9 protein-coding genes and 1 pseudogene are annotated in these 13,062 nt (G+C 39.7%); 5 read left to right on the top strand and 5 right to left on the bottom strand.

All coding sequences use genetic code 11. From position 1 onward, the window contains the following. Positions 1-41: 41 nt before the first annotated feature. Positions 42-1,184: a tRNA 2-thiouridine(34) synthase MnmA gene (mnmA, locus tag ACLKL2_RS07085; protein ID WP_413694277.1), complete on the bottom strand. Its 1,143-nt coding sequence runs from the start codon at positions 1,182-1,184 to the stop codon at positions 42-44. Positions 1,185-1,477: 293 nt separating this feature from the next. Here mnmA and ACLKL2_RS07080 point away from each other — a divergent pair, with 293 nt between their 5' ends. Beyond that, positions 1,478-3,391, top strand: coding sequence for a methyl-accepting chemotaxis protein (locus ACLKL2_RS07080; protein WP_413693866.1), 1,914 nt, complete (start codon positions 1,478-1,480; stop codon positions 3,389-3,391). Between the two features lie 97 nt (positions 3,392-3,488). On the opposite strand, the gene ACLKL2_RS07075 is transcribed toward ACLKL2_RS07080, so the two are convergent. Both ACLKL2_RS07075 and ACLKL2_RS07070 read right to left on the bottom strand, forming a co-directional pair. Next, a complete protein-coding gene (locus tag ACLKL2_RS07075) occupies positions 3,489-3,788 on the bottom strand; it encodes a hypothetical protein (protein WP_413693865.1) in 300 nt (99 codons plus the stop codon). Positions 3,789-4,017: 229 nt separating this feature from the next. Further along, positions 4,018-4,929 carry a LysR family transcriptional regulator gene (locus ACLKL2_RS07070; RefSeq protein WP_413694276.1) on the bottom strand — a complete coding sequence of 304 codons (912 nt, stop codon included), beginning with the start codon at positions 4,927-4,929 and terminating at the stop codon, positions 4,018-4,020. 165 nt (positions 4,930-5,094) lie between these two features. Here ACLKL2_RS07070 and ACLKL2_RS07065 point away from each other — a divergent pair, with 165 nt between their 5' ends. The 4 genes and pseudogenes from ACLKL2_RS07065 to ACLKL2_RS07050 all read left to right on the top strand — a co-directional run bounded on the left by ACLKL2_RS07065 (position 5,095) and on the right by ACLKL2_RS07050 (position 10,897). Beyond that, positions 5,095-5,751 carry an NAD(P)H-dependent oxidoreductase gene (locus ACLKL2_RS07065; RefSeq protein ID WP_413694275.1) on the top strand — a complete coding sequence of 219 codons (657 nt, stop codon included), beginning with the start codon at positions 5,095-5,097 and terminating at the stop codon, positions 5,749-5,751. Positions 5,752-6,088: 337 nt separating this feature from the next. Next, the gene (locus ACLKL2_RS07060; protein ID WP_413693864.1) at positions 6,089-7,168 is read left to right on the top strand and encodes an efflux RND transporter periplasmic adaptor subunit; all 1,080 of its coding nucleotides are present in this window, start codon (positions 6,089-6,091) and stop codon (positions 7,166-7,168) included. Further along, positions 7,168-10,286, top strand: a pseudogene (locus ACLKL2_RS07055) (multidrug efflux RND transporter permease subunit). The gene ACLKL2_RS07060 and the pseudogene ACLKL2_RS07055 overlap by 1 nt, the downstream one beginning before the upstream one ends. A 137-nt stretch (positions 10,287-10,423) precedes the next feature. After that, positions 10,424-10,897, top strand: coding sequence for an FKBP-type peptidyl-prolyl cis-trans isomerase (locus tag ACLKL2_RS07050; RefSeq protein WP_413693863.1), 474 nt, complete (start codon positions 10,424-10,426; stop codon positions 10,895-10,897). A gap of 49 nt (positions 10,898-10,946) precedes the next feature. Here the strand turns inward: ACLKL2_RS07050 and ACLKL2_RS07045 are convergent, their stop codons facing one another. Then, positions 10,947-12,314, bottom strand: coding sequence for an L-serine ammonia-lyase (locus tag ACLKL2_RS07045; protein ID WP_413693862.1), 1,368 nt, complete (start codon positions 12,312-12,314; stop codon positions 10,947-10,949). An 83-nt stretch (positions 12,315-12,397) separates the two neighbouring features. Next, complete coding sequence (locus ACLKL2_RS07040; RefSeq protein ID WP_413693861.1) at positions 12,398-13,054, bottom strand: DUF1007 family protein; 657 nt, start codon at positions 13,052-13,054, stop codon at positions 12,398-12,400. Positions 13,055-13,062: the final 8 nt, after the last annotated feature.

Here is a 13,062-nt window from a genome sequence, read left to right as displayed (position 1 = left end):
TAAGCCTTATTGCTTTATACAGGTTATATTTGGGCTAATGGCTACTTTTGCAAGTGCTGGTCAATAATTGCACCACCAAGACAAACCTCATCTAGGTAAAATACTGCTGATTGTCCAGGCGTGACTGCCGCTTGTGGCTGGTCGAAAATAACTTCTAACGTATCATCGTCAATTGGGTTAACGGTACAAGGAATATCCGTTTGGCGGTAACGTGTTTTGACTGTGCATTTAAAGCTTTCTTTCTTCGGTGTTCTATCTACCCAATCACATTTTTTAGCGATTAAACCATAAGAGAATAGAGCAGGGTGGTCCGCGCCTTGAGCCACTAATAAACGGTTTTTCTCCATGTCTTTACCTACTACATACCATGGATTCTCATTTGAGTTTTGTAATCCACCTATGCCTAAACCTTTACGTTGGCCTAGCGTGTGATACATCAAACCTTGGTGTTGACCAATCACTTCATTTTCAGGTGTTACGATATCGCCTGGCTGTGCTGGTAAGTAAGTTTGTAGGAAATCAGTGAATTTACGTTCACCAATAAAACAGATTCCTGTGCTGTCTTTTTTATTGTGTGTCACTAGATCTTGCTCTTCTGCGATGCGGCGCACTTCTGTTTTTTCTAGTTCACCCACAGGGAATAAGGTTTTAGCAATTTGCTCGCCACCTACTGCATATAAGAAGTAGCTTTGATCTTTGTTTGTATCTAAGCCACGCAGTAATTGTGCTTTACCATCGATTTCACGACGACGGCAGTAGTGGCCTGTTGCGATATAATCTGCGCCTAAGTCTTCAGCAGCAAACTCTAAAAAGGCTTTAAACTTAATCTCTTTATTACACATGATATCTGGATTTGGGGTACGACCCGCTTTGTATTCTTCTAAAAAGTGCTCGAATACATTATCCCAATACTCTGCTGCAAAATTAATGGTATGAAGTTTGATACCTAATTTATCACAAACAGCTTTTGCGTCTTGAAGGTCTTCAGCAGCAGAACAATACTCAGCTGTATCATCCTCCTCCCAGTTTTTCATGAATAAGCCTTCAACTTGATAGCCTTGCTGCTGTAACAGGTATGCAGATACTGAGGAATCAACACCACCGGAAATTCCGACGATCACTTTAGTTTGGCTATTGTCTTTCATAAAATACTCTCCAACGAATTCAGGCGCAGATTTTAGCAGAATTTAGCGTCAATTAAACTAATAATGTGAGCAAGATCTATCATAGGGCTTGGCGTCTGTTTTGTAGGTTTTTTGAACACATAAAGTCATTTTTTTGTACTTTGTGAATTCTTTGATGGAGTTAAAACTTTTAAAAACTCATTTGTATTACTTATGGGGTAATAGTCATACTTTTAACATTCTCTTAAAAATTAATGATTAGGACTGGTTAGACTGTTGAAATAATTAAGAAACCAATTGAGTACGACCTTAATTTATTAACCATTGGTTTCAAGTTTCAACAAGGACACCTAATGAATAAGCTTGGCTTTAAACATATTTTAATTGTTGTGATCATCAGTTTGCTGATTTTGGCACTGGGCATCACTTCTTTCATTTCTATTAATAAGTTATCAGAAACGACTAAAAATACTCTGGTTGATAAGATCACCAGCGCATCTCAATATGAAGCAAACAACATTAAGCAATACATTGCCTCATATTCTCAACCGGTTAGCCATTTAGCCGCTTTATATAAAGCGAATAACTACCAAACTGATCATGAGAAGCATATGTTGTTTGCCAAAGAGGCAACTGGCGTTGCTAAGTTGACCTTAGGCTTTGATGATGGACGCTCTTATACCTCTCGCGCATCGGAATCCTTTCCAAATGGTGTTGGCATTCCATCTAAATATGACCCACGCACACGTTCTTGGTATCAGCTGGGTAAAAAAAGCGAGCAGCTGGCCTTGAGTGAGGTTTTTGCCACTAAACAAGGTGTTCTATTATTACTTGCGGTCCATGCCATAAAAGATGGGGTGATCGCATCCGATGTGCGTTTAACGCGTTTACAAACCTTAGTGGAAAGTGTGGATGTCGCTAAAGATTCAGTGGCGATTCTCGTAGACCAAAAAGGCATGGTATTAGCCTCAACGAGCGAAGTCGCTAAAGCGCAGAACCAAATCCAAACGATCCCTGAGTTAAGTGATTTTTCAAGCGTGATGTTAAGTAGTGAGCGTGTTATAGCAGATAAAAATTTAGCTGGGGAGCCAAGTTTATTGGTATCAACACGGGTTGAGCTAGAGGGCAGCGAACCTTGGTATTTAATGATTGCAGTAAAAGATAAAGTTGCTTTTGCCGCCGTATCTGAAGCGACATGGTCTTTATTAATGTGGGTTGTGTTAATAACATTAATATTTATTGTCGTATTTGTTTTTGTTCTGAATCGTATTTATCAACCAGTGATTGCCTTAAAAACATTAATCGCTAACTTATCTAGTGGTGACGGTGATTTAACACAGCGTTTAACGGTTAAATCACAGGATGATTTAGGGCAAATTGCTGGTGGAGTAAATCGCTTTATCGAAACCTTACAGTTGATGATGTTGGATGTTAAAAAAGTCAGTGGGCGATTATCAGAAGGAGTGGAAACACTGAAAAGTCATTCTGATATTAGTGCTGGCATTTTAGCACAGCATCAGCAAGAGACAGATCAAGTGGTGACGGCGGTGGAAGAGTTAAGTGTTACTGCTGAAATGGTGGCAGCTAACGCACAGGATACTGCGCAGTTTACCCAGGAAGCGAATAACTCAGGTGAAACCTCTAAAGATATTATTACAAATGCGCAAGTGAGCCTACAGCGCTTATCCAAAGAGGTAGAAAGTGCGACAGTAAATGTGGCGAATATGAGTCAGGAGACACAAGATATAGGATCTATATTAAGTGTGATTGGTGCGATCGCAGATCAAACTAATTTATTAGCATTGAATGCGGCTATTGAAGCTGCACGTGCTGGTGAGCAAGGTAGAGGGTTTGCGGTAGTCGCAGATGAAGTTAGGGCGTTAGCTGCACGTACACAAACCAGTACCGGTGAAGTAGAGAATGCGTTAGAGAAGTTACGCCATGAATCAACAGCTGTAGTTAGTTCAATCGATAGTACTCGAGCAACGAGTCAGCAAACGGTATCAGAGGCTGCTAGTGTTGCAGAGAGTTTAGAAGTGATGAATGGTTTTGTTTCAAAAATTAATGACTTAAGTAATCAGATTGCTTCTTCCGCGCAGGAGCAAAATGCGGTGATTAGAGAGGTGAGTCAAAATATGGCGCGTATTCACTCAATTGTGCAAGAGTTAAGTACAACGGGGGCAGATGTGAATCAAGAAACTCATCATATTCACGAAGTTAATGAGCAGCTTAATCATATTGTTGGACGTTTTAAATTAGATAAATAACGACAAGTCTATATTACATTATAAACTTCACGACAAGAGCATTTCAGGTTTGGCCTGTTATGCTCTTGTTTTATAGCGCGATTTTTTAGCTTAAAGGTTAATCTTCTTCAGCAAGTGGTGCAACACGCAGACTTGCTTCCTCTTCATCAAAGTACTCTTTTTCTAACAGTAATTGTTGCAGTTGTGGAACTGCAATTGCCTCACTATCAAGCTGTTTCAATAAGCGCTCTTCACATTGTTTTTTTATGGTCGCTGATGGCAGAGCTTGATATTCACGGCAGAAATAAAGTGGCGGTAGGCCAAAACAAAAAGCGGTTAATTGTGCGAGGTGCATTGCACCTAAAGGGGAGATTAATTGGGTTAACTGTTGTGCATGTTCATTTTGACTATCTGGCATTCTATTCTGCTCTATTTAATATTTTGTAAGAAACTGTACATCAAAAAGTCATTTATGTCTTTGATATCCAAAATATGATACTTGTTCAGCGCTGTGTTTGTTGAAAACATAGCGCTGGTCAATGTTATTACTAATATAATAGAAGCAAGGTCACCTTTAAAGGCATTACATAGCTTTATCATGTTGATTGTTTTTTGATGAATATTATTCGCTGAATAATTACTTTTAGTTAAGGACACGGGTATTGTTGACTGAACTGGTTAAACTTTTGTTGTAAAAAGTCGATGACTATACGTAATTTCTTTCTTGGGTATTCTGTTTGTAAATAAACTAGTTGTAATGGCAAATCTTCACCGCGATAGTCTTTCAATAAAATAATGAGTCTGCCTTGTTCAACATCTTTAGCAATATCTATCCAGTTTTTATAGGCGATACCGTGGCCTGCAATCGCCCATTCCCTTAACAGAGCACCGTCATTGGTGGTCTTAGCTGGCTCAATATTAAGATCTAATGCTTGGTTATCTTTTTGAAATTTCCATATATGTTGTTTGTTTTTGTCTAAATTCCAGTTTAATAAACGATGCTGTTGTAACTCGGCAGGACTGTTTGGTTGACCATGCTGTTTAATATAGTCGGGAGAGGCAACCACATAACGTGGTGATGAAGCTAGGTATCTACGTTTTAATGGCGAGTCTGCTAAATGCCCATAACGTAATGCTATTTGTAAGTTTTGCTCTATTAAATCACTGTTGTGATCACTTAAATGCAGTGTCATGGTGACCGCAGGTGTTGCGGATAAAAACTCTTCTAGCCAGTGACTAACAGTATTACGACCTAGGTCGGATGGTACACTTAATCCTATATCACCGCTCACTTGGTCATTATTGTTATTCAACGTATTGCTGGCGATTTCCAATATTTGAATGGCGTCTTTACTGCTTTCAATAAACAACTTTCCCTCTTCGGTTAATTGCATATTACGCGTAGAGCGAATAAATATTTGGCAGTTTAGTCGCTGTTCTAAGCGTTTTAGTGCTGCGCTCGCTGCCGCTGGCGTTAAGTTTAACTCTCGGCTAGCTGCAGAAATACTGTTGAGGTCGGCAATTCTAATCACTAATTTAAGGTCATTTAAATGATACATATTCAAAAATAATTTTAAAGTTATTCAAATTTAACCATTATTATCAAATAAAATAATCAAGTGTACAATGTTTTTATAAACTAGCAGTTTATCTAGTTATAGCGATTACATTTTATAACTCAAAGCTCAATGAAAGGCATTATTATGAAACAAACAGTAAACGATATTCGTGAACAGGTTGTCAGTGATTTAGCAACACGTTACACAACGAAAAAATATGATCCAAGTAAAAAAGTATCAGCAGAGGATTTAGAGGTGTTGTATGAAAGTTTACGTCTTTCTCCTTCTTCAATTAACTCACAACCTTGGAAGTTTATTGTCTTAGAAAGTGATGCGGCAAAACAGAGAATGCATGATTCTTTTGCCAATAAGCATCAGTTTAATCAGCACCTTATTTTTGATAGCTCACACGTGATTTTGTTTGCACATAATCCTGCTTATACACGTGACGACTATGCAAAAGTGGTTGATAAAGGTATACAGGATAATCGCACAGCATTAGAAAATAGAGAAAAAGCCTTTGCTGGTTTCCACTTTGCTGAAAGTAATACCGATCAACAGGGGAACAATGCTGCTTGGACCAAAGCGCAAGTGTATATTGCTTTAGGTAATGCCATGCATACCTTAGCGCGTTTGAAAGTTGACTCAACGCCGATGGAAGGCATTGACCATGATTTGGTAGGCGAGATTTTTGCTGAAGAGTTAGGTGGTTTTGAGTGCCATGTGGCGCTGGTAATTGGTTATCATCATAAGTCTGAAGATTATAACTTTAGTTTGCCTAAAACACGTCTCGCATTATCAGATGTATTAACTGTGCTTTAATAAGTTACCTCTTTTTGAAAAATTTAGGCTGATTTATTGAAGCGTAAACTTTAAAATTAAGAGCTTGCAGTGATATCATTTCAAGCTCCTACTTGCTTTTAGTTAACTTCTCCTTTTCCAGGACTAATAACTATCTCTTAATACTCAACCCCTCTGATTTTTAGTCTCGTTTGTTACAATTTCTCCACATTTTCTTCACAATCTTTGTGTTGTTTTACTTTATGATGGATCTAGTGTCATTTACGCCAATTAAGATCATTCTCTTAATTTTATCGGTGTTAGCTGTTATAAACATTATCTATGCGCTGTAACCTCACTTTTAAATAGAAGAAATAAAATGAAAAAATTTAACCCAGTTTTTATCTTAACGAGTTTTTTACTGAGTCTATTTAGCACCTTTGCTATTGCGGCAACTGCTCCTGCTGTGCCTATTTATAGTGAAGTAGTTGGTGCCCATCAGGTATCAGAGTCTTTATCCTTAGTTGGTAAGTTGCAGGCAAAAGAATATGTCAGTATTGAACCTGAAGTGGCCGCGAAGGTGACAAAAATTGCAGTAAAAGCTAACCAGAAAGTGAAGAAAGGGCAGTTACTGATTGAGCTAAATAGTGCTGGGGCTGGCGCATTATTAGCTGAAGCTAAAGCTTATTTAGCTAATGAGCAGCGTACGCTGAAAGATTATCAGCGTTTGATTGGCAAGCAAGCCATTACCCAAACAGAATTAGATAGCCAAGCTGCAGTGGTAACAATAGGTAAAGCGCGATTACTTGCTGCTCAAGTCTTTATTGATAACCACCGTATTACCGCTCCCTTTGATGGCACCATCGGCCTATTGGATTTTAGTGAAGGTAAAATGGTCGCGATTAGCGAAGCTTTATTAACTTTAGATAACCTCTCCGAAATGACCTTAGATTTACCTGTTCCTGAACGTTACCTTTCTAAAATAACCGTCGGTATGGAAGTATCAGCTAAAACCAGAGCATGGGGGGATGAACAGTTTGTTGGTAAAATTGTAGCAATTGATTCTCGTATTAATCCAGACACTTTAAACCTGCGTGTTCGCTTACTCTTTGACAATAAAAATGAACATTTAAAACCTGGTATGTTGATGTCTGCTAATCTGGTTTTTGCTGCGGTTAATGAACCTATTGTTGCCGTGCAGTCGCTGGAGTATTCAGGCACTAAACGTTTTGTTTATGTTGTAGGTGATGATAATAAAGTATCACGTCGCGAAGTGTTTTTGGGTGCCCGTATTAAAGACCAAGCAGTGATTGAATCAGGTTTAGATATTGGTGAGCGTATTGTGGTGCAAGGTTTGGTTAACATGCGAGACGGCTTAACTATTAAAGATTTAAGCACCGCCGAAGAGGCGGGTGAAACCACGGTTAATGTTAATTCATTACAGAAGGATAACAAATAATGTGGTTATCCGATGTGTCAGTCAAACGACCGGTAATGGCCATTGTATTGAGCCTATTACTGTGTGTGTTTGGGATTGTCTCCTTTGAAAAGCTAGCTGTACGTGAAATGCCCGATGTGGAAAGCCCGGTTGTCTCGGTGACCACTCGTTATGAAGGGGCAAGTGCTTCGATAATGGAAAGTCAGGTGACCTCCATAATTGAAGAGCAAGTGACTGGTATCAGTGGGATTGATGAGGTTGAGTCGGTTACACGTAATGGTATGTCACGTATTACCGTGACCTTTGATATCGGCTGGGACCTAACCGAAGGTGTTAGTGATATTCGTGATGCGGTCGCTAAGGCAGAGGGCGCTTTGCCTGAAGAAGCCGATGAACCGATTGTGTCAAAAGATAATGGCTCTGGTGAACCTTCTTTATATATTAATCTTAGATCCTCAACCATGGATCGTACTCAACTAACGGATTATGCAGAGCGTGCACTTACCGATCGATTTAGCTTAATTAGCGGCGTGAGCTCGGTGAATGTTACCGGTGGTTTGTATAAGGTGATGTACGTTAAATTGTACCCTGATTTAATGGCAGGTCGCTCGGTCACCGTGAGTGATATATTGACGGCATTAGAATCTGAAAATGTCGAAAGTCCAGGGGTGAAGTACGTAACGATACCACAGTGATGTCGGTACGGACCGCTCGTTTATATGCCCAACCAGAAGACTTTGATTATTTAGTAGTACGCAGAGCCAATGACGGCACACCCATCTATTTAAAAGATGTTGCAGAAGTAAATGTTGGTGCTGAAAACGAGAGTTCTGCTTTTAAAAATAATGGTATTGTTAATATCAGCTTAGGTGTTGTCACGCAGACAGATGCTAACCCTTTAGACGTTGCTGCAGCAGTACGTGCGGAAGTTGATAACATCCAACAATTCTTACCTGATAATACTGACTTAGAACTAAATTATGACTCTACAGTGTTCATTGAGCGTTCTATTGAGGAAGTTTATAACACCCTGTTGATCACCGGTGGTTTAGTGGTATTAGTGTTATATATCTTTATTGGTCAAGCGCGAGCAACCATTATTCCAGCAATCACCGTACCTGTTTCTCTGATTTCTGCTTTCATTGCTGCTTATTATTTTGGTTTTTCAATTAACCTGATCACCTTAATGGCGCTTATTTTATCGATAGGCTTAGTGGTCGATGATGCGATTGTGGTGGTGGAGAATATATTTCACCATATTGAGCAAGGTGAAAAACCGTTAATGGCCGCTTATAAGGGAGCCAGAGAGGTTGGTTTTGCAGTAATAGCAACAACGTTAGTGTTAGTGATGGTATTCCTGCCTATCTCATTTATGGATGGCATGGTTGGATTACTGTTTACTGAGTTTTCTGTGTTATTGGCTATGTCGGTGATTTTCTCCTCGTTTATAGCATTAACCTTAACACCTGTGTTGGCGAGTAAAATGCTCAAAGAGCATCAACAACAAAATCGCTTTAATCGTTGGATCGATAAGCAGTTCTCTCGCTTAGAAGGTGTTTATCGTGGTGGGCTTAAACATGCAATTAAACTGCGCATAGCAGCACCTTTGGTGATTCTTGCTTGTATTGGTGGTAGTTATTTCTTAATGCAACAAGTGCCATCACAGCTTGCCCCGAAAGAAGACAGGGGCGTTATCTTTGCCTTTGTAAAAGCTGCGGAAGGTACCAGCTTTAATCGTATGTCTGCGAATATGGATTTAATCCAAGAACGTCTATTACCTTTATTAGGGCAAGGCGTGATTAGATCTTTTAGCACACAAGCGCCTGCTTTTGGTGGTAATGCCGGAGACCAAACGGGTTTTGTGATCATGGTATTGGAAGATTGGAATGAACGTACTGTTTCAGCTAACCAGGCTTTAGGTCTGGTTAAGAGAACCTTAGGTGATTTACCGGATATTCGTGTGCGTCCACTTTTACCAGGGTTCCGAGGCGGTTCAAGTGACCAAGTGGAGTTTGTATTAGGTGGCTCTGACTACAGTGAATTAGGTAAGTATGCAGAGTTATTAAGACAACAAGCCGAAGCCGATGGCATGGTGGTGGGCAGTGATTTGGATTACTCAGAGAAAACACCTGAATTGTTGGTGTCTCTGGACAAAGAACGCGCTGCAGAACTCGGTGTGAGCTTGGAAGATATCTCTGAAACCTTAGAAGTGATGTTGGGTGGTAAGAGTGAAACTACCTATGTAGAGCGCGGTGAAGAGTATGATGTATATTTACGTGGTGATGAAAATAGCTTTAATAATGTGAGCGACTTAAGTCAAATCTACATGCGTACTAAAGATGGTGAGCTGATCACTTTAGATACTTTAGCAGACATTGAAGAGGTGGCCTCTGCGAGCCGTTTATCTCACTTTAATAAACAAAAATCTATCACATTAGGTGGTAGCGCTGGTGAAGGTAAATCATTAGGAGAAGTGTTAGATTATTTAGACGCTAAAGCGATTGAATTATTGCCTAGTGATATTACTGTTTCATACACGGGGGAATCGCAGGAGTACCGTGAAAATAGCAGCAGCGTGTTAATTGTATTTGGCTTAGCCTTGTTGGTCGCTTATCTAGTATTAGCTGCGCAGTTTGAAAGCTTTATCAACCCGCTTGTGGTTATGTTTACTGTACCTATGGGGGTATTGGGTGGTTTCATTGGTATGGTATTAATGAATCAAGGGCTGAATATCTATAGCCAAATTGGCATGATCATGTTGATTGGTATGGTAACTAAAAACGGTATTTTGATTGTTGAGTTTGCTAACCAGCTACGTGACCGTGGCAAGAGTTTAGATACAGCAATTATTGATGCGGCTGCACGTCGACTTCGTCCGATCTTGATGACCGCATTTACTACCTTAGCGGGCTCTATCCCATTGATTTTATCTGTTGGTGCGGGCTCTGAAAGTCGTATTTCAGTAGGGACTGTTGTGTTTTTTGGGATGGCTTTTGCAACCGTGGTTACACTGTTTGTTATACCGGCTATGTACCGATTGATTTCAGGTAATACACATTCACCTGGCCACGTTGAAGCCTTGTTAAATGAAGAGCTACGTTTGAGTGAAGCGGCTTCAAAACAAGATAAACCAGAATAAGTTAGCAATGTAATAAAGGTAAAAAGCGAGGAGAGTAACAACTTCTCGCTTTTTTTATATCTACGAAGAAATTGTGCTTAAACTCCTTTATAAAATTTAGTACCCTCTGTGCCTTAATCAATAAAATAGGGTTTACCATGCTTAAGTTTATTTTAATTGTTGCGATTGTTATCGTGGCATTTTTTGTTTTTCAATCGATGACTTCAGGAAAAGATGCACCTGTAAACATCCAAAAAGGGCAAGGCTTCTTAGCTGAAAATGCAACGAAAGAAGGCGTTGTTAGTACGGATTCAGGTTTACAGTACTTAGTGTTAGAAAAAGGTGAAGGCACAGAGCACCCAACAGCTAAGAGTAAAGTAAAAGTTCACTACCACGGTACGTTAATTGATGGCACTGTGTTTGATAGCTCTGTAGAGCGTGGCGAGCCAATCTCTTTTGGATTAAACCAAGTTATTCCAGGTTGGACTGAAGGTGTTCAATTGATGGTAGAAGGTGATAAATTCCGTTTCTTTATCCCAAGCCGTCTTGCTTATGGTAACCGTAGTGCGGGTAAAATCCTGGCTGGATCATTATTGATTTTTGATGTTGAGTTATTAAAAATCAACCCATAATGTGTTGATAGCAGTACACCTTTATTTATTAAAAGTGTACTGCTGTTGTTTATTCGCAAGGTGGCGCCATGTGAATAACCGCCAATCCTCCCTGTGATGTCTCGCGATATTTCTTATTCATATCCTTCCCTGTTTGATACATAGTTGCGATCACTTTATCTAAGGATATAAGGGATTTACTTTTACGCTTTAACGCCATTCTTGAAGCATTAATCGCCTTCATTGCGCCCATTGCATTACGTTCAATACAAGGTATTTGTACTAAGCCGCCGATTGGATCACAGGTCATGCCTAAGGAGTGTTCCATGGCAATTTCAGCTGCAATACACACCTGTTCATTACTGCCACCTTGGATTGCGGTTAATCCTGCTGCGGCCATTGATGAAGAAACACCTATCTCACCTTGGCAACCCACTTCTGCACCAGAAATCGAGGCATTACGTTTATATAACATGCCAATGGCTGCTGATACGGCTAAAAAGTCTTTCAGTTGGGTGGTATCAATTTCACGTAGATATTTATTGTAATACATTAATACCGCAGGGATAACACCTGCAGCACCATTGGTGGGTGAGGTTACTACTTGTCCGCCTGCGGCATTTTCTTCACTCACTGCAAATGCGTATAAGTTAACCCAGTCCAAAACACTCATGGGGTCGTTATCTATACTTTCGTTGGCTTGTAAGGTTTTTAATAGGGCAGGGGCACGCCTAACAACTTGTAACCCTCCTTCTAAAATACCTTCACTGATTAGTCCTCGCTGTAAACAGAGGCTGATTACTTTCCAAATTTTTTCAGCTGTTGCATCTAAAGTCTCTTGGTCGGTGAAAGTTAGCTCATTTTGCAATACTAAAGCGCCGATGCTGAGCCCATTTTTATCTGCTTGAGCTAGTAAATCAGTAGCAGAGTTAAACGGGAAGGGAACTTCCTCTGTTGTGTTAGCTGTTGGGTTTAATAATTGTTGTTCAGTACTAATAAAACCACCACCCGTAGAGTAATAGGTTTGAGAATCGAGTAATGTTTCACCGTTATAAGCAAGAAAACGTAGCGCATTTTCATGTAAAGGTAAGCTCGTTTTATGAAACTCAATATTAATATTAGGATCGAATACAATAGGTGTGTGACTAAGGAATGTTAATGTTTTCTGTTCTGATGCTTGTTGTAATAGGACCTTTGCCGTGGATGCTTTAATTGTGTCTGGTTTATAACCACTTAATCCTAATATGATCGCTCTATCAGTATGATGACCTTTACCTGTCAGAGATAAAGAGCCATATAGTTGGACCGTAATAGAGGTGATTGATTTTGCTTGCTCTTGGTTCGCTGTGGCAAATAAATACGCCGCTAACATAGGTCCACTGGTATGTGAGCTAGAAGGGCCTATACCGATTTTATAGATATCAAAAATTGAAAGCATCTATTACTCCTATTAAAAATGTAGAGGCCAAGGCGGGGAAGTGTAAGCCTCTAATTTATATCAACCCATTAGGTGACTATCTGTTATTGGCAATCTAACTTATATTGCTGAGAGAAGTATCTACCCAGTGTATTATCTGGTGTGACATCTGCTGCTAGCGCTAAAGTAAAAGCACGTTGAGCATCGGACACTTTAGGTTCAATTATCTCACCTGCACAAGCAGAGTTAAGTGCTGCGGAAATCTGTACATCACCTTTATTTAACCAAGACATATCAACAAAATAGGTTTGATCGTAAATGTAAAGTCTGAGGTTTTTTCCCGCAAAAGCAATAGGATTGGATAATGGAAGTTCAAAACTGAGTACTATCTTGTTTTTATCTTTAACCATTTGCGGGTGGATCGCACTTTTATACTTTACTGGTGTAGTGTCATTATATAAATAGGTGAAGTAATGCTCGTTATACATATTATCAATCACACCCACAGCGAGCTTTTGTAAGGTTTGTTGCAGGTGTTCAGGGCTAATATCCTCTCCCTGTAACATATAATCTGAGGTATCAGCATCAAATGTCCATGTCATATGCAGTGCAATAATATGTGTATCATCACTTTCGATGTAAGTGTTAGTGGCCACCCATGCATGAGGATGTGCCGATAATCGAGAAGGCAAGGTGGAGAGCAGTAAACAGGTAATTAGCAGTAGCCAATTACCTTTGATCAACTTTGAAAATCTAGGCATACAGCGAT

Origin of the sequence: Psychromonas sp. KJ10-2 (assembly GCF_047323255.1) — a bacterium.
GTDB lineage: Bacteria > Pseudomonadota > Gammaproteobacteria > Enterobacterales > Psychromonadaceae > Psychromonas.
The sequence above is the reverse complement of the archived record's forward strand: the minus strand, read 5'-3'. Positions and strand labels throughout refer to the sequence as shown.

Coding starts and splice junctions, on each gene's coding strand:
- ACLKL2_RS07080 (WP_413693866.1), top strand. CDS start 1,478: ATGAATAAGCTTGGCTTTAAACATATTTTAATTGTTGTGATCATCAGT.
- ACLKL2_RS07075 (WP_413693865.1), bottom strand. CDS start 3,788: ATGCCAGATAGTCAAAATGAACATGCACAACAGTTAACCCAATTAATC.
- ACLKL2_RS07070 (WP_413694276.1), bottom strand. CDS start 4,929: ATGTATCATTTAAATGACCTTAAATTAGTGATTAGAATTGCCGACCTC.
- ACLKL2_RS07060 (WP_413693864.1), top strand. CDS start 6,089: ATGAAAAAATTTAACCCAGTTTTTATCTTAACGAGTTTTTTACTGAGT.
- ACLKL2_RS07050 (WP_413693863.1), top strand. CDS start 10,424: ATGCTTAAGTTTATTTTAATTGTTGCGATTGTTATCGTGGCATTTTTT.
- ACLKL2_RS07045 (WP_413693862.1), bottom strand. CDS start 12,314: ATGCTTTCAATTTTTGATATCTATAAAATCGGTATAGGCCCTTCTAGC.
- ACLKL2_RS07040 (WP_413693861.1), bottom strand. CDS start 13,054: ATGCCTAGATTTTCAAAGTTGATCAAAGGTAATTGGCTACTGCTAATT.